We start from the raw sequence: 23,572 nt of genomic DNA on the forward strand, positions 1-23,572 counted from the left end.
CCCGAGCGGCTGCGCCGATCCCCCCTCAAGGGGGGCGCACCCGGCGGCCTAGCTGAGCCAGTTCCGCGGGTGCCCTGGTTTTGCAGCCTGCACCTTATTGACGGTGAGGCGGTGTGCTCAGGCCGTGAGGTCGGCGCCGCGTGTTTCCGGCAGGAAGCGGTAGCCGACCACCAGCGCCACGAACAGCAGCGCGGTCGGATAGACCAGGCCCAGCAGGGTGCTGCCGGACTTGTCGGCGATCAGCGTCATCATGTAGGGCGAGAGCCCGCCGATCCAGCCAGCCGCCAAGTTGTGGGGCAGCCCGACGGCGGTATAGCGCGTACGGGCCGGGAACAGTTCGGACAACAGGGCGGTCTGCGGCCCTGTCACCAGGGCCACGGCCAGCACCGGGATCAGCAGCAGGACGAACACCAGCACCGGCTGCTGGGCCAACTGCTGCAGTCCGATGTAGACCGGCAGGATCGATGCCGTCCCCAGCAACAGCCCGGCCAGCACCACGGGCCGGCGTCCCAGGCGGTCCGACAGTGCCCCGCAGACATAGGTGAGGGGAAACAGACACAGGGTCGCGGCCAGGGTGACCCAGCCGACCTGCACCGGGTTCATCTTCACCACGGTCTTGAGATAGACCGCGGCATAGACCTGGGAGCAGAAGAACAGCAGGCCGCCACCGGCCGAGATGCAGAAGAACAGCAGGGCCATGCGCCCCAGTGTCTGCCGGTCGCGCAGGCAATCCAGCAACGGGGTCTTGGCCGTGTTGTTCTGGCGGCTCAGTTCGGTGAACACCGGGGATTCATGCAGGGCCAGGCGCGCCTTCATGCTGGCCAGCAACAAGAGCGCCGAGAGCAGGAAAGGGATGCGCCAGCCCCAGGCCTTGAAATCGGCCTCGCTCAGCCAGGTCTGCAGCAGCACGATCTGCAAGGTGGAGGCCAGAATCCCCAGTCCGCCCATCCATTGCAGCACGCTGGTCAGGGCGCCGCGGCGCCCGGCCGGGGCGTGTTCTGCCAGGTAGACATTGGCGCCGCCAATCTCGCCGCCCATGGCCAGCCCCTGAATCAGCCGCAGGGCCAGCAGCATGCCGGTGGCAGCCCAGCCCCACTGGGCGTGGGAGGGCAGCAAACCCACCAGAAAAGTCGCGGCGCCCATGATGCCGATGGTGGCGATGAACACCTTTCGGCGCCCATAACGGTCGCCGAAGGAGCCAAAGAGCGCCGCTCCCAGCGGACGTACCACCATGCCCATGCCGAAGGTGGCCAGGCTGTAGAGCAGTCCCGCGACCGGATCATCGGCCGGAAAAAACAGCACGGCGAAATGGACGGCCAACGTCGCGAAGGTCAGGAAGTCGTACCACTCGATGAAGGTGCCAAAGCAGGCCGCCAGGGCCACTTTGCGATAGGCCGGTGAATCAGCGGCAGCGGATGACGGCGTGGCAAGAGAGCGGAAATTCGGGTGCATGGTCCGAGTATCTACCCTTTGCTTTCTGCAGCCGGGTAGCAGAGATGACTGTACCGCCCAACCTTTTCATTCGGCAAAATCAGCAAAATCACGTAAATTGACAAGTAATTGTTAAAAATGATACATTTGCGACAGACAACGAATAGCGTCCGATAGGACGGCCCGACTCGTTGATGGGTGGCCGCTTGCATCCCGTCGGTGCGATGGCGCTTTTTCACCTCCAGCGAGCAAGACGGAATCATTGAACAGGACTCACCATGACAACACATGCCATCACAACAGGGTTTGCCCGAGCCCCCGCCAAGCAGGTAAGCCAGCCGGCGCTGCTTGGGGACAAGGCCATTCTGGTGGCCATCGGCTTGAGTGCCCTGGCGGCCGTGGTGCTGGGATTCCAGTTTGTCGATTCGGGCCTGGCGCTGACGGCCACCGCGGTCCTGGTGGCGCTGGCGGGCTTTGCCTATGCCACCTTGCGCGGCAGTCTTGCCTCGCGCCTGATTCTGACCTTTGTACTGACGTCCTTGATCGAGCTGCACATCCAGCTGGCACGCGGCATGCTCGAATTCCACTTCGGGGTGTTTGTATCGCTGGCGCTGTTGCTGGTCTACCTTGACTGGCGTCCCATTCTGCTGGCCGCTGTTCTGTTCGCGGTGCATCACGTGGCATTCGATCGCCTGCAAGCCGCAGGGTATGGCTTTTACTGCCTGACCCAGCCGGATTTCGGCATCATCGTGCTGCACGCTGTTTATGTGGTGATCCAGACCGCGCTGGAAGTGGTGCTGGCGGTGGCCATGGGGCGTACCGCGCGCGAAGGCGTGGAACTGAGTCAACTGGTCTGCGGTGTCGACCGGCCCGACGGCATTTCGCTCAACGTGGCCCAGATCGAGGTCAATACCCCGGCTGCGCTGTCGCTCAAGGCGGCACTGGCCCGGATGGACTCGGCCGTCTCGGCGGTGCGTGCCTCGACCAACAGCATTGAAACGGCGTGCAGCGAAATCGCTACCGGCAACCAGGACCTGAGCCAGCGTACCGAGCAGACCGCCAGCAACCTGCAGCGCACCGCTTCCAGCATGGAAGAACTCACCAGCAATGTGCGGCAATCGGCCGATGCAGCGCGCCAGGCGAACCAGCTGGCGGCCACTGCCGCTGAAGTAGCAGCCCGCGGTGGCGAGGTGGTCGGCCAGGTTGTCGTCACCATGGACGAGATCAACCACAGCTCGAAGAAGATCAATGACATCATCGGCGTGATCGACGGCATCGCCTTCCAGACCAACATCCTGGCGCTCAATGCGGCGGTGGAAGCAGCCCGTGCTGGCGAGCAAGGCCGCGGTTTTGCCGTGGTGGCCAGCGAGGTACGTTCGCTCGCGGGCCGCAGCGCGGAGGCCGCCAAGGAGATCAAGGCGCTCATCGGCGCTTCGGTGGAGAAGGTGGCATCGGGTTCGCGCCTGGTGCAGGACGCCGGCAGCACGATGGACGAGATCGTCGGTTCGGTGCGCCGCGTGAGCGACATCATTGGCGAGATCACGGCCGCCTCAACCGAGCAAAGCAGCGGCATCGGCGAGGTCAACAGCGCGATCAATGTGCTCGACCAGATGACGCAGCAAAATGCAGCTTTGGTGGAACAATCGGCAGCTGCAGCGGAAAGCCTGAAGGATCAGGCACAGCGCCTGGTCGGGGCGGTGGAGGTGTTCCGCGCTTCCTGAGGAGTGTCGGAATGAATGACCGAGTTGCGCAATTCGTGCTGGACAGCACGCGAGTACTGGAAGAGGTCAGCCAGGCCTGGGATGGCGACATCGTCCGCCAGCTGAGTGACTACATCACCATCCCGGCCAAGTCGCCGATGTTCGACCCGTCATGGGCCGAGCACGGTTACATCGACACCGTGGTGCGCAGCGCGGCCGCCTGGGTCGAGGCGCAGAAGATCGAGGGGCTGACGCTGGACGTGATCCGGCTGGCCGGGCGCACACCGGTGCTGTTTTTCGAAGTGCCGGCCTCCACGGGCGAAGGTGCGCAAACCGTGTCGAGCCAGACGGTGCTGATGTACGGCCATCTCGACAAACAACCCGAATTCAGCGGCTGGCGCAAGGACCTCGGCCCCTGGACACCGAAATACGAGGACGGCAAGCTCTATGGTCGCGGTGGCGCTGATGACGGCTACGCCGTCTATGCCAGCATTGCCGCCATTGCGGCGTTGAAAAGCCAGAAGGTGGCGCACCCGCGCATCGTCGGTCTGATCGAAACCTGCGAGGAAAGCGGCTCTTACGACCTGTTGCCTTATATCGATGCCCTGCGCGCGCCGGGCAACAACCGCCTGGGTGATGTCGGGCTGGTGATCTGCCTCGACTCCGGTGCCGGCAACTACGACCAGCTCTGGCTGACGACCAGCCTGCGCGGCATGGCCAGCGGCGTGCTGAAAGTGGAGATCCTGAGCGAAGGCGTGCACTCGGGTGACGCCAGCGGCGTGGTGCCCTCGAGCTTTCGCATCATGCGCCACGTGTTGGACCGGCTGGAGGACAGCGCCAGCGGCCGCCTGCTGCCGCAGAGTTTTCACTGCGAGGTGCCGGCTGAGCGCCTGGCCCAGGCGCAGGCCACGGCGGCCATCCTGGGCGAGGAGCTGTACCGGCGTTTCCCCTGGGTGCACTACGACTGCGGGGGCGATGCGCGCGTGGCCCTGCCCATGACCACCGACCCGCTGCAGGCCCTGCTGGCGCGTACCTGGGCGCCGACGCTGAGCGTGACCGGTGCGGAAGGCTTGCCGGATCTGCAGAATGCCGGCAATGTGCTGCGGCCCTACACCGCGTTCAAGCTGTCCTTGCGTTTGCCGCCGCTGGTTGATGCCGCACAAGCCGTGCAGGAACTCAAGGCCGTGCTGGAGGACAACGCTCCCTACCAGGCGCGCGTGACCTTCGAGGGCCTGAGTTCAGCCACCGGCTGGAACGCCCCGGAAACCACGCCGTGGTTCGAGCAGGCGCTGACGGCGGCCTCTCGTAACTACTTCGGCGCTGCTTGCGGCTATATCGGACAGGGCGGCACCATTCCGCTGATGAACATGCTGTCCAAGGGCTTCCCGAAGGCGCAGATGATGGTCTGTGGCGTGCTCGGTCCCAAGAGCAATGCCCATGGCCCGAATGAGTTTCTGCACGTGCCGTACGCCCGCAAGCTGACGGCGGCGGTGGCGCAGGTGATCGCCCAGATGCCTTGAGGCGCCGAAGCTTGACGGAATCCACCCTCTCCACCTTTGTCGCCAGCGATGGCGAGAACATCGCCATCCAGGACTGGCCGTTGGCTTATGGCCGCCATCTGCGCGGCGTCGTGCTGCTGGTGCACGGCTTGGCCGAGCACGCCGGACGCTATGACCACGTGGCGCGGCGCCTCAATGACTGGGGCTTTGCGGTGCGGGGTTACGACCAATACGGCCACGGCGAATCCAGCGGCGTGCGCGGCAGCCTGCCGCATGAGCAGCGCTTGCTTGACGATCTGGCCGATGTGCTGGAAAGCACCCGTGCGCGCATGGACCCGGCCACGCCGCTGATCCTGCTGGGCCACAGTCTGGGCGGGCTGGTGGCGGCGCGTTTCGTGTCCCTCCAGCCAAGATCCGTCGAGGGCCTGGTGCTGTCTTCGCCGGCGCTCGATCCGGGCCTGGGCTTCTGGCAGAAACTGCTGCTCGCGGTGCTGCCGCGCCTGGTCCCCGACCTGTGTGTGCGCAACGGCCTCGATCCCCGGCTGATTTCACACGACGCGGCGGTGGTGCGCGCCTACCAGCAGGACCCATTGATCCACGACCGCATCTCGGGCCGGCTGGCGCATTTCATCGTCGAGGCGGGGCGTGCCACCCGCGCGCTGGCCGCGCAATGGCGCGTGCCGACGCTGTTGCTGTATGCCGGGGACGACCACCTGGTCAGCCCGACCGGCAGCCGCGACTTTGCCGCCGCGGCCCCCGCCGGGGTGGTGACCTCACATTGTTTTGAGCAGGCCTATCACGAGATCTTCAACGAGCTGGAACGTGAGCCGGTGTTCGAACAGCTCAAGCGCTGGCTGGATGCCCGCTTTTGAGCCGGGACTCCCTCAGCCTCGCGCCACGGCCTGCCGCCGCAGCGCCAGCCACAACAGCGCCGCCCCGGTGAGTGCCACCGGCAGCAGTGAGCCGAGGTTCAGCAGCTGCCAGCCCTGGGTGGTGACCAGGGCGCCGGAAGCAAACGACGTGAGCGCCATCACGGCGAACACGCTGAAGTTGATGGCGGCCTGCGCGCGGTCTTTCTCCTCCGGGCGGTAGGCCTGCAGCGCCAGCGTGGTGCTGCCGGTGAAGAGGAAATTCCAGCCGACCCCGAGCAGAAAGAGCGCGACCAGGAACTGGTGCAGATCGACACCGGTGAGCGCAATCGCGATGCACAGCGCGTTCAGCAGTACGCCAACACCCATGATGGTCAGGGTGCCGAAGCGCTTGATCAGGTGGCCGGTGAAAAAACCCGGTGCGAACATGCCGATCACGTGCCACTGCAGCACCAGCGCCGCATCGTCGAAGGGAAAACCGCACACCTGCATGGCCAGCGGTGTGGCGGCCATCAGCAGGTTCATCACGCCATAACCCAGTGCCGCGCCGACGGCGGCAACAAAAAACAGCGGCTGGCGCACGATCTCGCGCAGGGGGCGCCCGCCGGCACTGCTCTTTTGTGCCGCCGGCACAGCCGGAAAGCGCACGAAGGCCATCAGTCCCATGGCCAGCACGGCCACAGCGGCCAGCGCCAGGTAGGCGCCGGCAAAAGGGGTGGTCAGCAGGTTGCGGGTGTACTTGGCCAGGTTCGGGCCGATGATGGCGCCGATCAGGCCGCCGGCCAGCACCAGCGACACCGCCTTTTCGCGGTAGGCCGGCGCGGCCAGTTCGGCGGCAGCAAAACGGTAGAGCTGGCCATTGGCGCTGTAGTAGCCGGCCACCACGGTGGCCACGACCAGCAGCCAGAAATCATGGCGCCAGGCGGCCCAGGCGCACAGCAGGGCTGACAGCAGTGCGACCACCAGGCCGATCTGGAACGAGGCCTGCCGCCCGTAGCGGGCCTGGGTGCGCGCCACCAGGCCGGTGCTCAAGGCGCCGCCGACCACATAACCCATCACTGGCAGCGTGGCCATCCAGCCCAGTGGCGCCAGACTCAGGCCGACCAGGCCGTTGATGGCGATGAAGACCACGTTGTTGGTGAGAAACAGGCCCTGGCAGATGGCCAGCAGCAGCAGAGGACGGTTCATGCGCCCAGTGTAAGCGTCGCCAGCGCGGCGAGCGGTGCGGTTTCGGCCCGCAGCGTGCGCGAGCCCAGCGTGACGGGCACAAAACCACACGCCAGGGCGGCGGCTTCTTCGGCCGCAGTGAGGCCTCCTTCGGGGCCGGAGAGAAAGGTCACTGGCCCTGGGTCTACGGCAGCCAGTGCTTGCTGCAGAGGTTGGGTGCCGTCTTGCAGGGACAGCAAGAACCGGGCGCCGGGGCCCAGCGTCCGGATCCAGTCCGGCAAGGCCAGGCTCTCGCGCACCTCGGGCACGCGGTTGCGGCCGCACTGTTCGCAGGCCGCCACCGCAATGCCCTGCCAGTGCGCGCGCTTCTTCTCGGCGCGCTCGCCTTTGAGTTTGAGCACGCTGCGTTCGGCCAGCAGTGGCTGGATGCTGGCGACACCGAGTTCGGTGGCTTTTTCCACCAGCCAGTCCATGCGTTCGTTGGCCGGCACGCCGAGCGCCAGGTGCACGACACGCTCGGTCTCCCGCTCCACGGGGGTGTGGGCACCGACCTGCACCTGCACATCGCTGCGTCCCATGCGCGTGATGGTGGCTTCGAACTCACCGCCTTCGCCGTTGAAAAGCGTGATGGCCGTGCCCGGCTGCAGGCGCAGCACCTGCACATGGCGCGCCGCACCGGCGGGCAGCTCGAGCAAGACGCCGCTGGCCAGCGGCATGGGGCAGTGGAAACGCGGCATTTGCTATGAATTCAGGAGCGGTTGGCGCATATTTGACAAGGGTTTGGTGTTGTTTTTGCTTAAACCCGGCCAAAGGCGTAGCCGCTGGCCTCGGTGATGCCTTCGACCTCGTCCACCAGCCGCAGCAGCGGCTTGAGTTCGATGTAACGCGCGCAGGTGGCGCGGATGTACTGGATGAAACGCGGCGCATCGGCCAGGTATTGCGGCTTGCCGTCGCGCAAGGTGAGGCGGGCAAAGATGCCGGCCACCTTGAGGTGGCGCTGCAGGCCCATCCATTCGACACCACGGTAGAACTCGCCGAAGTCGTCGCCCACGGGCAGGCCCGCGGAGCGCGCTTTCTGCCAGTAGCGGATGGTGACGTCGAGCACGAACTCCTCATCCCAGCTCAGGAAGGCGTCGCGCATCAGGCTGGCGATGTCGTAGGTGATGGGGCCGTAGACGGCGTCCTGGAAGTCCAGCACACCCAGGCGTGTTTCCGGTGTTCCACCCAGACGCTGTTCGCCGGCGTCAGCGGGAATCATCAAGTTCCTGGGCATGAAGTCACGGTGCACATAGACACTGGGCCAGGCCAGGTTGCGTTCGATGATGAGCGCAAACATCGCATCGAGGGTCTGCCGCAGCTTGTCTTCCACCGCCACGCCGCGGTGGCGTGCCAGGTACCAGTCGGGAAAGAGTTCCAGTTCACGCCGCAACAGTGCCGCGTCATACGGAGGCAGCACGCCGGGCCGGGAGGCTTTTTGCCAGGCGACCAGGGCATCAACCGCCTGCAGGTAAAGAGGCAGATTGGCGGCGGCATGGTCCCGATCGATCACCTGCATCATGGTCTGGCCGCCCAAGTCGGACAGCAACATGAAGCCCTGCGCTTCGTTCCAGGCCAGGATCTGCGGCACGTTCAGGCCGGCCTCTTGCATCAGGCCGGCGACATGCACAAAGGGGTGGCAGTTTTCCTTTTCGGGCGGCGCATCCATGATGATGCGGGTGCCCTCGGCGGCGTCAATGCGGAAATAACGGCGGAAACTGGCATCGGCCGAGGCCGGCCGCAGTGTGGCCGGCTGGAGCTGCTGGGGTGCCGCCTGGGTGTCGAGCCATTGGTGGAAGGCGGTCTCGCGCTCGGGAGACGTCCAGGTTATGGCGGTTTCGGACATGGGGGTGGCGCCAGGGCGCGCTTCGGTTGGGGTCATGGATAATCCATTCTACAAAGCCTGTCCATGCCAAAGCCCGACTTTTCCGATTTGCCGAATACCCGATGCGCCCGATGCACCGATACGTTGACCGATGCGTGATTTGAATCTCAGGGCGCCCTGCTCCACCTCCGGTCCCCGCACCATGTTGCCGCCGCTGGCCTTGCTGGCGGCGGCTTTGCTGCAGGCCGGCCTGGTGCAGGCGCAGGAGACGGCACCTGCCCAGAACGAGTCCATCCAGTTGCGCAGCAGTCCCCGGCTGCAGGAGCAGATTCCGTCGGCCCAGCGCAGCAGCTTGCCGACCTTTCTCTTCAGTGACCTTCTGAGCGGCCGCCCGGACCTGGACATGACCGCCGAAGGCCGCGTGGAGCTGCGGCGCGGCGATACCGTGATCCGGGCCGACCGGCTGGAGTATTACCAGCCCGACGATCGGGCCAAGGCCCGCGGCAATGTGCGCATCAACCGCGGGGGCAGTGTGTTCGAGGGCCCGCAGATGGAGCTCAAGGTCGATGCCTTCGAAGGGTTCTTTACGCAGCCGGATTACCAATTTCTGGGCAACGGCGGGCATGGTCAGGCGGAGCGCGCCGACTTTCTGGACGAAAGCCGGGCCGTGATCCGGAATGCCACCTTTACGACCTGTCAGCGCAAGCCCGGACCGAGTTGGATGCCGGACTGGCTGATGCGGGCTGCAACGCTGCGCATCGACAACGAGGAAGAGGTCGGTGAAGCCGAAGATGCAAAACTGAGCTTCAAAGGCGTCACATTCCTGTCCGTGCCTTCGGTCAGTTTTTCTCTGAGCGAGAAACGCAAGTCCGGCTTCCTGGCCCCTATTTATGGGGTGGACAGCACCAGCGGCACGGAGCTCACGGTACCGTATTACTGGAACATCGCGCCGAACCGCGATGCGACGCTCTATCCCACGGTCATGCTGAAGCGCGGCATCAACATGGGGGGTGAATTCCGTTATCTGGAGCCTGCCTACACTGGGCGCCTGCGTGTTGACTACTTACCAGGTGACAAACTGCGCGACAGCGACCGTTGGGGATATTCCTACACACACACCGGTGGCTTAGGTCTTCCATTGATTGGCGGTGTCGGCATCAACCTGAATCTGAATCGCGTCAGTGACGACAACTACTGGCGTGACTTTCCACGTGCGGCAACGTCGCTGACGCAGCGGTTGCTGCCCAATGATGTCACGCTCGGCTGGAGCCGCGGATTTTTCAGTACTACTCTGCGTACGCTTAAGTGGCAGACGTTGCAAGACCCCGACTCACCGATTACGCCACCGTATGATCGGTTGCCGCAACTGGCGGCGCGTTACGCGCAACTGGATGCGGGTGGTTTCGAGGTCTCTCTGGACGGTGACTACACCGCTTTCGAGGCGGACCGGCGACTCACCGGGCAACCCAACAGCCAGCGTACCGTGTTGCTGGGCCAGATCAGCCGGCCGTGGCTCAGTGCGGCGGGGTTCATCACCCCCAAGCTGCAACTGCATTCGACCTCTTATAAATTCGACACGATGTTGACCTCGGGGGCTAGCACCGCCACGCGCACAGTGCCGACGTTCAGCCTTGACAGCGGTTTGGTGTTCGAGCGTGATGCCAGCTACCTCGGGCGCGCTTTCCGCCAAACCCTTGAGCCGCGTCTGTTCTATGTGAACACGCCCTATGTGGATCAGAGCTACCTGCCCAACTACGATTCGGGTGCCAACGACTTCAACTTTGCCAGCATCTATACCGAGAACGCGTTTGTGGGCCATGATCGCATCTCGGACAACAACCTGCTCACCGCCGGCGTCACCACGCGTCTGCTGGATCCGGAAACGGGCGCTGAAACGGCACGTTTCGGCATTGCTCAGCGCTATCGTTTCGCGGATCAGATTGTCACCTTGCCTGGCGGGACACCGGCCAAGGAGCGCCTGAGCGATATCCTGCTGGGGGCGGGTTTTAACTGGGATCAGCGCTGGCTGTTTGATTCGACCGTTCAGTACAACCCCAGCAGCGAGAAGTCGATCCGCTCCACAATTGGCGCGCGTTACCATCCCGGCAACTACCGCGTGCTCAACATGGCCTATCGCTTTCAGCGCGATGTCAGCGAACTGATCGATGTCGGCTGGCAATGGCCGCTCAACAATCTCTGGGGTGACAAAGGGCAGGATCTTGGCAAGGGCCAAGGCCAGGGACCTGGCCGCTGGTACAGCGTTGGCCGGTTGAACTACAGCCAGCAGGACAAGAAACTGGTCGATTCCATCGTCGGTTTTGAGTACGATGGTGGCTGCTGGCTCGGGCGCATTGTGTTGGAACGACTGCAAACAGGCCTGGTGACTACCAACGAACGCATCATGTTCCAACTGGAGTTCGTCGGTTTTTCCCGGGTGGGTATCGACCCCATGTCCACACTGGTGAGAAATATTCCCCGGTACCAGAATCTGCGTGAGCAGATCGGCTCCCCCAGCCGTTTCAGCAATTACGATTGACCCATCATGATTCTTCGAGTCTCGGCCCTGAGTGCGGCCTGTCTGTTGATTTTCGCCGCCCTGCCGGTTCAGGCGCAGGCGCTGCGGCCAGCTGCACGACCGGCGCCAACGGTGAGTGCCGTACCTGCTGCAGCCCAGGGCGCCATCCGTCAAGCTGACTTCATTGTCACGGTGGTCAACTCTGAACCCATCACCAACCATGATGTGGCAGTCGAGGTCCAGCGTGTGCAGCAGCAGTATGCACAGCAACGCCAGGTGCCGCCCGACACACGGGAACTCACGCGTCAGGTGCTGGAACGTCTGATCAACGAGAAAGCGCAGCTGCAGCTGGCGCGTGAGTCGGGCATCAAGGTCGATGAGCCGTCGGTCGATCAGGCCGAGCAGAGTGTGGCACTGCAAAATCAGCTGAGCGTGGAGGAGCTGCGCCGTCGTATTGCCCAGGACGGCATCGATCCCAAGCAGTTTCGCGACCAGTTGCGCAACCAGCTTCTGCTCACTCGTTTGCGTGAACGTGAGGTTGAACCCCGGGTGCGGGTCAGCGATCTGGAGGTGGAGCAGTATCTGCAAGAGCAACAGGCCAACAGCAATGCGCCGGCGAATCAGTTGATCAATATCGCGCAACTGCTGGTGGCGGTGCCCGATAACGCCAGCGAAACCCAGGTGGCGGCTTTGCAGGCCAAGGCTCAGCGGGCGCTGGAGCGGGCACGTGCCGGTGAGGATTTCGGGACACTGGCGCGTGAACTGTCCGATGCGGCCGATCGCACGAACGGTGGCCAGCTCGGTCTGCGACCGGCAGACCGTTACCCCCCGCTGTTTCTGGATGCCACACGATCGTTGGCGGTCGGCGGTATCTCGGGGCTGGTGCGTTCCGGCGCTGGCTTTCACATTCTCAAGCTGGTGGAGAAGCGCAATGCCGGTTTGCCGCCGATGGTGATCACCCAAAGCCGGGCGCGCCATATCCTGCTGCGCCCGGGCGCACAGCTGAGTGAGGCGGCTGCGCGCGACAAGCTCAATGATTTCCGCCGTCGCATCCAGACCGGGCAGACCGATTTCGCTACGCTGGCACGCGAAAATTCCCAGGATGGCAGCGCGGAGCAGGGTGGCGACCTGGGTTGGGCCTATCCGGGCCAGTTTGTACCCGAGTTTGAAGCGGTCATGAACCGGTTGGCGCCTGGCCAGATCAGCGAGCCCTTGATTTCCCGTTTCGGCGTGCACCTGATCCAGTTGATGGAACGGCGCAACACGACCTTGAGCGAACGCGAGCAACGCGAAATGGTCCGCAACATGCTGCGTGAGAAGAAACTCGGTGAAGCCTACGAGAACTGGGTTCGCGACATCCGTGCACGTGCCTACGTCGAAATGCGCGAGCCACCCCAGTGAGCATGGCTTCTATGCCTGGCATGGCCTTGTTCTCGTTGCAATGAAACATATTCCCCGTAAACGTTTCGGGCAGCACTTCCTGTCCGACGGTGCCATCATCGACGGCATTGTGCGTGCCATCGATCCGCGTCCCGGCCAGGTGATGGTCGAGATTGGTCCGGGCCTGGCGGCATTGACGCAGCCGCTGGTCGAGCGACTGGGGCGCCTGATCGTGATCGAGCTTGATCGTGATCTGGCGGCGCGCCTGCGTGCCCACGCCCAGCTTGACGTGGTCGAGTCCGATGTGTTGCGTGTTGATTTCACGCAACTGGCCCAGGCGCACGGCACGGCGAAACTGCGCGTGGTCGGCAACCTGCCCTACAACATTTCCACGCCCATCCTGTTCCATCTGCTCGACCATGTGGCAGCGGTGGAAGACCAGCACTTCATGTTACAAAAGGAAGTGATTGACCGCATGGTGGCGGCGCCGGCGACATCCGACTACGGTCGTCTCAGCGTGATGCTGCAATGGCGCTATGCCATGGAGAACGTGCTGTTCGTACCGCCGGAGAGTTTTGATCCGCCGCCACGTGTGGACAGTGCCGTGGTGCGCATGGTGCCCTACGCCGAGCCGCCGCAACTGGACGTGCGGCGGCTGGAAGAGATCGTGCAAGTGGCTTTCAGCCAGCGCCGCAAGCTGCTGCGTCACACACTAGGCCGCTGGTTGGAGGAGAAAGGCCAAAGCGGCAATTTCGACCTGCAACGCCGCGCCGAGGAAGTGCCGGTAGCCGAGTACGTGGCCCTGGCGCAAACCGTGCCAGCATGAAAAAAGCCACTGCGCTGGCAGTGGCTTAAATCGGGGGCGCCGCGGATCCGGCTCTGCCGGTCCGCCAGCACCGCCCCCTTGGGGGGGTGACGCGCCGTAGGCGCGGCTCAGGGGGAGCTTGTTACGCTGCCGCGAGCCAGTAACCCGCGTTGAAGGGACTGCTCATGCGCAACGCCAAAGGCGATACGTCCAGCAGTTTGTCGGTCGGCATTTTTTCGCCGCCCTCTTCACCCAGGTCAATGCCCGGGGCCACGGTTTCGTTTTTCACGCCTTCTGCGTTAGCCTCGTTCGCCCGTTCTGCTTGGCTGGTTTGTGCAGAACGGGCTACAGAAAAGAATAGAAGCACCTGAATGGAATCTTCCGGTCGCTCCAGTAATCGGCCGCGTCGCGGAAGATGTCGAGCAGCTGCTCGCGCGCTTCCTTGTCGAACTTGGCGTTCGCCGGAATGTGCTCCAGCACGGCAATGAAGCCCGGCTGCGGGCCCGACTTGTGCAGCGGGTCCGTCATACAGTCGTACAGGGCATCGAAGTTTTTGCCGACATTGACAGCCAGCATGAACTGCTGGGCAATCAGGTCGAGAACGTCCTGCTTGGACTGGGCGTTTGCCAAGTTGGCATAGAGGAAGTGGTGGCCCAGGGCCTGGGCGGCTTCCTGCAAATCCTGGACCCGGAAGGCCCGGATCGACTGGACGATGTTGGTTCTAACAGTACGAAGTGGTGTTTCCATCCCCGCGTCACTTTCTTGAAAAACACAAATCTTCTGACTACGGCACGATCCGGCGAAAACTCGCATAGTGATCGGCCGTGTAATAACAGGCATCAGGTGTCCTGGGTGCGCCGCCGCACACAATCCGTTGGATCCCCCGATCGCGCGAGCCCCTCGTCGGGACGGTGTATTCCCGGTAATAGCCGCGTTTGCTGGCTGGTAGCAAGCGCTCACGGTTACCAAAAACGGAGCCATCCTTCTCGTATGGAAACGGTCCCCCCTGATGAATCAGGTGGTAGGTTTCCACACCCTGGCGGGGTAATTCCGCCAGCGCCACCGTCACGGCTGCATCAGCTGTTGCGGGGCCTTTGGCTTGCGCTAGATGGCCCCCCAAAGCTGCCGCAAGCAAAAAGCCAGTAAGTACTAACTTGAAGCCTGTGCTATGCGCCATGAAATAAAGCCTGTCATTACTTTCGGGTAAACCCGAAAAGTTCAAGACGGTAAGTGTCGCAGATCGGGCTCCAAAAAGCAAGAGGCTGCTCAAGTTTTGAGCAGCCTCTTACAAATGAAAAAGAGGGGCTAGTTGGTGCCAACTAGCCCTTTTACGGTCAACGGGCGGCGTTGGCGTCGGCCACCGTCAGGGCGGTCATGTTCACGATGCGACGCACCGTGGTGCTGGCCGTCAGGATGTGCACCGGCTTGGCCGCACCCAGCAACACCGGGCCGATGGCAATGTTGCCGCCGGCACCGGTCTTGAGCAGGTTGTAGGCAATATTGGCGGCGTCAATGTTTGGCATGACCAGCAGATTGGCCTTGCCGGCCAGGGGGCTGTTGGGCATGAGCGCGGCCCGTGCAACCTCATCCAGAGCGACGTCGCCGTGCATTTCGCCATCGGCTTCCAGCCAGGGGGCCTGGATGCGCAGCAGGTCCAACGTCTGCCGCATCTTGACCGCGCTGGGCTGGTTGCTGCTGCCGAAGTTCGAGTGGCTCAGCAGCGCCGCCTTCGGGCGCATGCCGAAACGCATCATTTCTTCGGCCGCCATGATGGTGATCTCCGCCAGCTGTTCGGCGGTGGGGTCGTAGTTGACGTGGGTATCGACGATGAACAGCTGGTGGTCCGGCAGCAGCAGCCCGTTCATGCAGGCGTAGGTATGGACACCGGCGCGCTTGCCGATCACCTGATCGATGTAGTTCAGGTGCATCGGGTTGGTGCCCCAGGTGCCGCAGATCAGGCCATCCACATCGCCTTTGTGCAGCAGCATGGCGCCGATCAGCGACAGGCGGCGGCGCATCTCGATCTTGGCGATCGGGATGGTCACGCCCTTGCGCTCGGTCAGGCGATGGTAGGTCTGCCAGAAATCGCGGTAGCGGTGATCCTGCTCGACATTCACCACGTCATAGTCCTGGCCCTCTTTCAGGCGCAGGCCGAACTTCTCGATGCGCTGGGCAATGATGGCGGGGCGGCCGATCAAGGTCGGGCGCGCCAGGTTCTCGTCGACCACGATCTGGGCAGCGCGCAGCACGCGTTCCTCTTCGCCCTCGGCATAGGCCACGCGCTTCTTGGTGGCTTTTTTGGCCGCGGTGAAGATCGGCTTCATCATCGTGCCGGACGCGTAGACAAAACTCTGCAGTTTTTCGCGGTAGGCGTCCATGTCCTTGATCGGACGCTGTGCCACGCCACTGTCCGCGGCGGCCTGGGCCACGGCCGGTGCGATCATGATCATCAGGCGCGGGTCGAACGGTTTCGGGATCAGGTACTCCGGACCGAAAGCCAGCTTTTCCCCGGCATAAGCCGCCGCCACCACGTCGCTTTGTTCGGCCTGTGCCAGTTCGGCCATGGCCTTCACGGCGGCAATTTCCATCTCATCAGTGATGGTGGACGCGCCCGCATCCAGTGCACCGCGGAAGATATAGGGGAAACACAGGACGTTGTTGACCTGGTTCGGGTAGTCGGTCCGGCCGGTGGCCATGATGGCGTCATCACGCACCGCCTTGACGTCTTCCGGCGAAATTTCCGGGTTCGGATTGGCCAGCGCGAAGATGATCGGCTTGGCCGCCATCTTCTTGACCATGTCGGCCTTGAGCACGCCGCCGGCGGACAGGCCGAGGAAGATGTCGGCGCCCTCGATGACCTCGGCCAGCTTGCGTGCCTCCGTCTTCTGGGCAAACTGGCGCTTGTCATCGTCCATCAGTTCGGTGCGGCCTTCATAGACCACGCCGGCCAGGTCGGTGACGAAGATGTTTTCGCGCGGCATGCCCAGCTTGACCAGCAGGCCCAGGCAGGCCAGTGCAGCGGCGCCGGCGCCGGAGGTGACCAGCTTGACCTTCTTCAGGTCCTTGCCAACGACCTTCAGGCCGTTGAGCAGGCCGGCCGCCACCACGATGGCGGTGCCATGCTGATCGTCGTGGAAGACCGGAATCTTCATGCGCTCGCGCAGCTTGCGCTCAATGTAGAAGCAGTCCGGCGCCTTGATGTCTTCCAGGTTGATGCCGCCGAAGGTGGGTTCCAGCGAGGCAATGATGTCGACCAGCTTGTCCAGGTCCTGTTTCTCATTGATCTCGATGTCGAAGACATCGATGCCGGCGAACTTCTTGAACAGGACGCCCTTGCCCTCCATCACCGGCTTGGCAGCCAGCGGGCCGATGTCGCCCAGGCCCAGCACGGCGGTGCCGTTGGTGATCACGGCAACCAGGTTGCCACGGCTGGTGTACTTGAAGGCTGCGCCCGGATCCCGGGTGATTTCCTCGCAGGGCGCGGCAACACCGGGTGAATAGGCCAGGGCCAGGTCATGCTGGTTGACCAGCTGCTTGGTGGCCGCGATGGCAATCTTGCCGGGGGTGGGGAACTCGTGGTACTCGAGTGCGGCGCGGCGCAACTCATCACGTTTATCGTTCGACTTCGGGGTCGTGTTGGACATGCATCGTCTCCTGCTGCAACCAGGTTGGCGGAAAAAGCAAACCGTGAGCCAATCCGTCAGCTTCTGTAAGGCTTGGCATTGTAGACCTCGAAAGTGTCGGGTCGACGCAGGCAATCCGTGCAAACGGGTCGCTCGCCTTTTACTTTTACGCACGAATGAACCCAAGGCGGGCGAGCCGGGCTCACATCAACCCAGATGCCGCTGCGGCTTGAGGCCTTGGCCTGTTGCTGCCCCAGCGTTCCCAGGCTTTTTCGTGGCAGAAGAACGCCACGGCTTGCACAGTGGGCTCCAGCAGGCTCAGCGTGAACGCCATGAGCAGGTCGCCGGTGATCGAATAGGCCACGACAGCCGCCACCGTGATGTGGACGACGTAATAGCTTGCCGTTTTCTTGAGCGTTGCCAGGTTGGCGAGGGCAAAGTTGGCCATGATGAACCTCATTCGAAAGCAATGTGAACGGGATCAATGGTAGTTTTTAACTATCAAAAAAGCCAATTGCTTTTGTCAAACGGGCAGATAGGTGCCGCTCTGGGTGTGCTGCGCGCGGGGGAATACCTTGGCGAAGCCGCCTGGCTATTTCTCAAGCCATTTCAGGAGTTCGGCCATGCTTTGCAGCGCCCCGGTATCAAAACTGTCGATACCGATGCGTTTGAGAATCTCCTCGCCCTCGGCGCTGGAGGACAGGGCCAACAGCTCCTTTTGGATGGCCTTGATCTGCTCCGGGCGAATGGTGCGGTTGGCCACCAAGGGGAAATAAGGCTGAGCCACGCTCTTGTGCAGCAGGCGAAAGCCGTCTTTCTCCATCTTCTTGGCCAGGCCGGAATAGGAGGCAATGGCGCCGACATCGGCGAACTGGTTCTCCAGGTAGAAGCCGACCGCTGCCTGTTCACGCACGTACTGGACTTTTTCGCGCGCCATGTCGAAGCCCCGGTCCCGCAGCTCGGCACGACAGAAACGGGACATGTAAGAGACCTGCTCCGGCATGGCAAAGCGTTTGCCGTGGGCCATGTTGAGCTGGGTGATGGCGGAGTTCTTGGGCACAATGATCAGGCAATGCCCGTCCGGCTTGGCACTAGCGACATAACTGTAGCCATCGTCGCGCATGGCCCGCGCCGGATAGTCGCTCGGCCGAGCCATCACGAAGTCGAAACGACCGCTTTTCATCCCGGACTCCAGGGAAGAAAACTCGCGCGCGAACACCACGTTGACCTTGAGCTTGAGCGCGCCGCCAATCACATTGGCCAGGCCCTGGTACTTGGCAATGACCTGGGCGTGATCGAGGCCGCCGGAGGTGCCCTCGCTGATGGCCATCACCAGCGGGGCTTGCGCGTGGACCTGGCTGCCAAGCAGCAGGCAGGCGGTGAACCACAAGGCGCGAAGGGAGGAGAGGTAGGGCATGGGCTTCATGTCAGTGGCGCATCAGGGCTTCAATGTCGTCGGCATCGACCGGTACATCGCGTGAGATGAGTTCACAGCCGTTGCCGGTGACGATGGCGTCGTCCTCGATGCGGATGCCGATGTTCCAGAACTCGCGGGGGATATGGTCGCTCGGTCGCACATAAAGGCCGGGCTCCAGGGTCAGCACCATGCCGGGCCGCAGGATGCGGCTGGGGCGGTTCTGGATGACCTCGCCCGAGAGCGGATCGTGCCGCGAGCTCACCTCGCCGAGCTCGGAGGGTTCGACATAGCTGCCACAGTCGTGCACATCCATGCCCAGCCAATGGCTGGTGCGGTGCATGTAGTGGGCGAAGTAGTGGCGGTGGTGGATTGCGTCATCCAGCGTGCCGACCTGGTTCCTGTCGAGCAGGCCGAGGTCCAGCATGCCTTGCGTCAGCACCTTGACGGCCGCCTCGTGCGGGTCGGTGAAGCGGGCGCCCGGCTTGGTGGCTGCCGTCGCGGCGTTCTGGGACGCCAGCACCAGGTCATACAGCGCGCGCTGCGGTCCGCTGAACTTGCCGTTGGCCGGAAAAGTGCGCGTGATGTCGCTGGCGTAGCCGTCGAGTTCGCAGCCGGCGTCAATCAGTACCAGCTCGCCGTCGCGGATCGGCGCGTCGTCGGCGCGGTAATGCAGCACGCAGGCATTGGCGCCCGCGGCGACGATGGAGCCATAGGCCGGATACTGCGAACCGTGGCGGCGGAACTCGTGCAGCAGCTCGGCGTCGAGGTGGTACTCGCGCACATCCTCGCCTTGGCGCAGCATGCGCGCCGACAGCTGCATGGCGCGGATGTGCGCGCCGGCGCTGATCTGCGCGGCACGGCGCATGGTGGCCTGCTCATGGGCATCCTTGATCAGGCGCATTTCGTCCAGAAGGCTGCACAGGTCGCGCTGGGTGTCGGGGCACTGTGCGCCAAAGCGCGCACGCGCGCGCACCGATTTCAACCAGCCGTCGATGCGACCCTCCAGCCCCTGGTGGGTTGCGAACGGGTACCAGACCGTGGCCTTGTTCTCCAGCAGTTTCGGCAGGCGCTGCTCCAGCTCCGTCACGGCAAAGGCCGCGTCCACGCCAAGCGCTACCGGCGCGGCCTCGGGGCCGAGGCGGATGCCGTCCCAGATCTCGCGCTCCAGGTCTTTCGGCTGGCAGAACAGCGTGGTATGGCCGTCGCTGGTGATGACCAGCCAGGCATTGGGTTCGCCAAAACCGCTCAGGTAATGGAAGTAGCTGTCGAAGCGGAACAGGAACTCGCTGTCGCGGTTGCGCAGGTGTTCGGACGCTGTGGGCACGATGGCCACGGCATCAGGGCCGAGCTGGCTGGCAAGCTGCCGGCGGCGCTGCAGGTATGGGGGCGAGGACATGGTGTTCGCGCGATCAGGAAAAGAAGTCGGTGGATGATGATTGTCCACAATTGATGGCGCCTGCGGGCCGAAGTGACTTCATGGCAACAAACAGGCGAGTCTTCGCCGTTTGCGCATTGGGTCGGCAGTGATCTTAAATTGGTAAATATGAGATCAAGTGCAAAAATGACCCCATTAAGATTTGACTTGCTTCAAACACGTTGTGAATAGCTCACAAGTTGATAGCAAAACCTCCATGATCTGCAAGGAAAAGCGGACAATTCGGGGGTCAGGGGAAGCGGATACGTGGCGTCATCAAGGCGCCCATATGCCATTTTGATGCCTACAAGTCAAAACACTGGCATCAAAAACACCATAAGGCCGGTTTGAAGTACACGGGTTCGTCGTTGTTGCGGCGCGGCATGCTGCTTGCGCTGATCATGTTGGGAAGGGCAGAAGCTTTGGCGCAGCAAGCGCCAAGGCCGGATGCTGGCTCCCTGCAGGAGCCACAAAGCCAGCTGCCCCAGTTGCCGGCGCCGGGCTCGCCTGCGATCGTCCTGCCGCCGCTTCCGTCGGCACCGCTCGCGGCGGTGCCGCTGCGAATCACGCCGCGGGCCTTCCGTTTTGTCGGCAACACCGTCTTCGACCAAGCCCATCTGGCAGGCCTGCTGACAGATGCCATGGGACAGCCCACCACGTTCACAGGGCTGAATGAGCTGGCCAACCGGCTCGGCAAGTACTACCGCGAGCAAGGTTATCTGCTGACCGAGGTCTACCTGCCTGAGCAGGCGCTGCAGGCCAACGGTGGCGAGGTGACCTTTGCCGTGATCGAGGCCCGGGTTGGCCGGGTGCGGGTCCAGCTGGACGAGACGCAAGGCTCGGCGTCCTACGCCCGGCGGGTGCTTGCGCACAACCTGCGTCCGGGCATGCTGATCACCGAGTACCTGCTGGACAAACCGGTACTGCTGCTGCGTGACCTGGCGGGCATGGAGGCCAGCGCCAGCGTCGAACCGGGTGAGAAGCTGGGTGAGGCGGATGTGACGGTGACGGTGCGTTCCCTCGGCACGCAGGTAGATGCCGTCGTCGGCGCCAACAACCACGGTTCCGGCTCGGTGGCCGCCACGCAGCTGCATGTTGACCTCAATGTCAGCAACGCCCTCGGGCGCGGTGATGTGTTCAATGCGCGTCTGCAGCAGGGGGAGGCCGGCAACAGTCAGCTTTACCGCCTGGGTTACATGGTGCCTGTGGGCGCCGCCGGGACGCGACTGGCTGTCAACGCGGCACACACCAGCTATGCACTCGGACGGCAGTTTGCGGCGCTAGGTGCCAGCGGCAAGGCCGACATCACCGGACTGTCGCTGACTCATCCCTTGGTACGGGCACGACAGCACAATGTTTACGGCGTCATCGGGCTGGAACACAAACGCTTTGAGGACCTGGTCAACACACCCTACAACAACAGCGAGCGACAGATCGTGGCGACGCGACTGGGTCTGTTGGGTAACCATGTCGGCGCGCTGATCGGCAGCAGCAGTTTCAACAGTTATGCGCTGACCTGGACGGCCGGTCGTCTGGGCATGGATGCCGGCACGCAGGCCATCGACCAAGGCAGTGGTGGTGAGCGCGCCAGTGGCAGCTTTGACAAGCTCAACCTGGAATACCAGCGCATTGATTACCTAAGCCGCGAGGTGAGCCTGCACTTGAATTTGCAGAGCCAACAGGCCGGCAAGAACCTGGCTTCGGCCGAAAAAATGTCGCTCGGCGGGCCCAACGGTGTGCGTGGTTACCCGGTCGGTGAAGGTGTGGGTGACAGCGGCACGCTCATCAACCTGGAATACCGGCATCAGCTGCCAGCCACAGTGGCGCTGGCCGGCGCACCACTCAGCCTGGTGCTGTTTTACGACCATGGCGTCATCCAGTTTCATCAGGATCCTGCCGGCCTGTCAACGGCCAGCAATCTTCAGGTGCTGGGCGCTGCCGGCATCGGCGTGCTGGCCGGTCGCAGCAACAAGTTCCGCGTCAGCGCCCACCTGGCTTGGCGCACCACCCAGGCGGCGCCGACCACCGGCGACGCCGACCAGACGCCGCGCGTCTGGGTGACGGCTCAGAAGTGGCTCTAGGCATGATGACGATGGCAACAACCCGGCAGACTTCGACGACGAAGCAGCGACGAGCGACCACGGTTCGCTCGGTGGTGGTGCGGCTGTCGCGCAGGCTGACAGCCACCTACCGCATTCGCACCGGGCGTTGGTTGCCGCGCCTGCTGCTGGCCCTGCTGAGTCCTTATGCCGGCCAGAGCCTGGCGCTGCCCAACGGCATGGAGGTGGTCTCCGGCCAAGCCAGCGCCAGCACGCCGAATGCCCAGTCCATGGTGATTACGCAGGGCAGCCAGAAGGCCATCCTGAACTGGCAGAGCTTCAACATCGGGGCCGGGCAGTCGGTCCAGTTCGCACAGCCGAACAGCGCCGCTGTGGCGCTCAACCGCATCATCGGCCAGGATCCGACGGCGATCTATGGCTCGCTCACTGCCAACGGCCAGGTGTTCCTGATCAACCCCGCCGGCGTGATGTTTGCACCGACGGCGCAGGTCAATGTGGGCGGGCTGGTGGCCTCCAGCCTGGCCATCAGCAACGAAGATTTTTCTGCTGGCCGTTACGTCTTCAGTGGCAGCGGCGCGGGCAGCGTGGTCAACCATGGCAGTCTGCAGGCCGCACGCGGTGGTTATGTGGCGTTGCTGGGCACACAGGTGAGCAACACCGGCAGCATCACGGCCCATGCGGGCTCGGTCGCCTTGGGCGCCGGCTCGCGCATCACGCTCGACCCGTCGGGCAGCGGGCTGGTGAAGTTCTCCGTCGACGCGGCAGCCGTCAAGGCCGCCGCATCCAACAGCGGCGTGATCGTGGCCGAGGGCGGCCAAGTGGTGATGGCGGCCAGCGCCCTGGGCGACGCCCTGGCTACAGTGGTGAACCACAGCGGTGTGATCCGGGCCACGTCGGCCACTGAACGCAACGGTCTCATCGTCCTCAGCGGTGGCGCCAGCGGCGTCACCCGCGTGGCCGGCACGCTGGATGCCAGCGGCACGGCACCGGATCAGCAAGGCGGCACCATCCAGGTGCTGGGTGACACGGTACTGTTGGACAGCGGCGCCCGCATCGACGCCAGCGGCCAGGCCGGTGGCGGCACCGTGCTGGTGGGCGGCAACTACCAGGGTCGGGGGTCGGAGCAGAACGCCACGCTGACGCTGGTGGCGCCCGATGCCGTCATCGACGCCAGTGCCACGAGCACGGGCAATGGCGGCAAGGTGGTGGTCTGGTCGGACCAGGCCACCGGCTTCTATGGCACGGTCAAGGCCAGCGGTGGCGCCGAGGGCGGCAACGGCGGTTTCGTCGAAGTCTCGGGCAAGCAGTCGCTGGCCTTCGAGGGCGCGGCCGACCTGAGTGCCGCGCAGGGCCAGGCCGGCACCTTGCTGCTCGACCCGCTGAACATCGTCGTCAGCAGCGCCGGGGCGGCCACCTATGCCGATGTCAGCACTTTTGCCGCCCAAGCGGGCAGCACGCAGACGGTCTCGGTCGCCACCCTGAACGCCGTGGCCGGCAACATCACGCTGCAGGCCACCAACGACATCACGCTCAGCAATGCGTTTACCGCGACCGCCGGCAAAAGCGTCAGCTTCGAGGCCAACAACAACATCAACATCAATGCCGCCTTGACGACGGCCGGTACTGGCGCCATCAACCTGAAGGCGGATGCCGACGCCAGCGGCGCGGGCACGCTGGCCCTCGGTGCTGCCGTGACGGCACAGGCCGGCGGCATCACGCTGTCGGGCGCCAGCGTCACCAGCACCTCCGCCGGTACGCTGGTCACCACCGGTGCGGGTAATGCGAATGCCGGCAACGTGCAGATCACCGCCAGCAACGCGGTGAATCTGGT

Annotated in this window: 19 protein-coding genes; 8 read left to right on the top strand and 11 right to left on the bottom strand. The window is 63.6% G+C overall.

Annotation, left to right across the window (positions count from 1 at the left end; genetic code table 11):
• Positions 1–117: 117 nt before the first annotated feature.
• Entirely contained in the window at positions 118–1,452 is a 1,335-nt protein-coding gene (locus tag CDE01S_RS07330) for an MFS transporter (RefSeq protein ID WP_066705444.1), read from the bottom strand.
• Between the two features lie 257 nt (positions 1,453–1,709).
• Here CDE01S_RS07330 and CDE01S_RS19165 point away from each other — a divergent pair, with 257 nt between their 5' ends.
• Genes CDE01S_RS19165 through CDE01S_RS07345 form a run of 3 tightly spaced genes read left to right on the top strand, consistent with a single transcriptional unit; the run spans position 1,710 to position 5,502 of the window.
• Positions 1,710–3,152, top strand: a complete 1,443-nt coding sequence (locus CDE01S_RS19165; protein WP_066705446.1) for a methyl-accepting chemotaxis protein — start codon at positions 1,710–1,712, stop codon at positions 3,150–3,152.
• A gap of 11 nt (positions 3,153–3,163) precedes the next feature.
• Positions 3,164–4,651, top strand: a complete 1,488-nt coding sequence (locus CDE01S_RS07340; RefSeq protein WP_066705447.1) for a M20 family metallopeptidase — start codon at positions 3,164–3,166, stop codon at positions 4,649–4,651.
• 11 nt (positions 4,652–4,662) lie between these two features.
• On the top strand, positions 4,663–5,502 hold the full coding sequence (locus tag CDE01S_RS07345) for an alpha/beta hydrolase (RefSeq protein WP_084382795.1): 840 nt from the start codon (positions 4,663–4,665) through the stop codon (positions 5,500–5,502).
• Between the two features lie 12 nt (positions 5,503–5,514).
• Here CDE01S_RS07345 and CDE01S_RS07350 read toward each other — a convergent pair whose 3' ends face one another.
• The 3 genes from CDE01S_RS07350 to CDE01S_RS07360 are packed head-to-tail and all read right to left on the bottom strand — an operon-like array spanning position 5,515 to position 8,584.
• Complete coding sequence (locus CDE01S_RS07350) at positions 5,515–6,687, bottom strand: MFS transporter (RefSeq protein WP_066705449.1); 1,173 nt, start codon at positions 6,685–6,687, stop codon at positions 5,515–5,517.
• The gene (locus CDE01S_RS07355; RefSeq protein ID WP_066705451.1) at positions 6,684–7,403 is read right to left on the bottom strand and encodes a 16S rRNA (uracil(1498)-N(3))-methyltransferase; all 720 of its coding nucleotides are present in this window, start codon (positions 7,401–7,403) and stop codon (positions 6,684–6,686) included. The genes CDE01S_RS07350 and CDE01S_RS07355 overlap by 4 nt, the downstream gene beginning before the upstream one ends.
• A gap of 59 nt (positions 7,404–7,462) precedes the next feature.
• Positions 7,463–8,584, bottom strand: a complete 1,122-nt coding sequence (locus CDE01S_RS07360; RefSeq protein ID WP_066705453.1) for an aminoglycoside phosphotransferase family protein — start codon at positions 8,582–8,584, stop codon at positions 7,463–7,465.
• 94 nt (positions 8,585–8,678) lie between these two features.
• On the opposite strand from CDE01S_RS07360, the gene CDE01S_RS07365 reads away from it, so the two are divergent.
• The 3 genes from CDE01S_RS07365 to rsmA are packed head-to-tail and all read left to right on the top strand — an operon-like array spanning position 8,679 to position 13,248.
• A complete protein-coding gene (locus tag CDE01S_RS07365; protein WP_084382796.1) occupies positions 8,679–11,063 on the top strand; it encodes an LPS-assembly protein LptD in 2,385 nt (794 codons plus the stop codon).
• A gap of 6 nt (positions 11,064–11,069) precedes the next feature.
• Positions 11,070–12,443, top strand: a complete 1,374-nt coding sequence (locus CDE01S_RS07370; RefSeq protein WP_066705457.1) for a peptidylprolyl isomerase — start codon at positions 11,070–11,072, stop codon at positions 12,441–12,443.
• Positions 12,444–12,483: 40 nt separating this feature from the next.
• Positions 12,484–13,248, top strand: coding sequence for a 16S rRNA (adenine(1518)-N(6)/adenine(1519)-N(6))-dimethyltransferase RsmA (gene rsmA, locus CDE01S_RS07375; RefSeq protein ID WP_066705461.1), 765 nt, complete (start codon positions 12,484–12,486; stop codon positions 13,246–13,248).
• A gap of 121 nt (positions 13,249–13,369) precedes the next feature.
• On the opposite strand, the gene CDE01S_RS18460 is transcribed toward rsmA, so the two are convergent.
• From CDE01S_RS18460 to CDE01S_RS07400, 7 genes are all read right to left on the bottom strand, one after another.
• A complete protein-coding gene (locus tag CDE01S_RS18460; protein ID WP_157077065.1) occupies positions 13,370–13,516 on the bottom strand; it encodes a hypothetical protein in 147 nt (48 codons plus the stop codon).
• A 56-nt stretch (positions 13,517–13,572) separates the two neighbouring features.
• Positions 13,573–13,974, bottom strand: coding sequence for a barstar family protein (locus tag CDE01S_RS07380; RefSeq protein WP_066705464.1), 402 nt, complete (start codon positions 13,972–13,974; stop codon positions 13,573–13,575).
• A gap of 37 nt (positions 13,975–14,011) precedes the next feature.
• Complete coding sequence (locus CDE01S_RS18150) at positions 14,012–14,404, bottom strand: guanyl-specific ribonuclease (RefSeq protein ID WP_084382797.1); 393 nt, start codon at positions 14,402–14,404, stop codon at positions 14,012–14,014.
• A 157-nt stretch (positions 14,405–14,561) separates the two neighbouring features.
• Positions 14,562–16,871 (bottom strand): NADP-dependent malic enzyme, encoded by a 2,310-nt coding sequence (locus CDE01S_RS07385; protein WP_066705466.1) that lies wholly within the window; start codon positions 16,869–16,871, stop codon positions 14,562–14,564.
• 181 nt (positions 16,872–17,052) lie between these two features.
• On the bottom strand, positions 17,053–17,298 hold the full coding sequence (locus CDE01S_RS07390; protein ID WP_174525454.1) for a DUF2061 domain-containing protein: 246 nt from the start codon (positions 17,296–17,298) through the stop codon (positions 17,053–17,055).
• 144 nt (positions 17,299–17,442) lie between these two features.
• On the bottom strand, positions 17,443–18,267 hold the full coding sequence (locus tag CDE01S_RS07395) for a phosphate/phosphite/phosphonate ABC transporter substrate-binding protein (RefSeq protein WP_066705483.1): 825 nt from the start codon (positions 18,265–18,267) through the stop codon (positions 17,443–17,445).
• Positions 18,268–18,277: 10 nt separating this feature from the next.
• Positions 18,278–19,663: an aminopeptidase P N-terminal domain-containing protein gene (locus CDE01S_RS07400; protein WP_066705470.1), complete on the bottom strand. Its 1,386-nt coding sequence runs from the start codon at positions 19,661–19,663 to the stop codon at positions 18,278–18,280.
• Between the two features lie 365 nt (positions 19,664–20,028).
• Here CDE01S_RS07400 and CDE01S_RS07405 point away from each other — a divergent pair, with 365 nt between their 5' ends.
• Positions 20,029–21,762 (top strand): ShlB/FhaC/HecB family hemolysin secretion/activation protein, encoded by a 1,734-nt coding sequence (locus CDE01S_RS07405; protein WP_157077066.1) that lies wholly within the window; start codon positions 20,029–20,031, stop codon positions 21,760–21,762.
• Positions 21,763–21,764: 2 nt separating this feature from the next.
• The coding region (locus CDE01S_RS07410) for a two-partner secretion domain-containing protein (protein ID WP_157077067.1) at positions 21,765–23,572 on the top strand (1,808 nt) is incomplete at its 3' end.

Origin of the sequence: Curvibacter delicatus NBRC 14919 (genome assembly GCF_001592265.1) — a bacterium.
Lineage (GTDB): Bacteria > Pseudomonadota > Gammaproteobacteria > Burkholderiales > Burkholderiaceae_C > Hylemonella > Hylemonella delicata.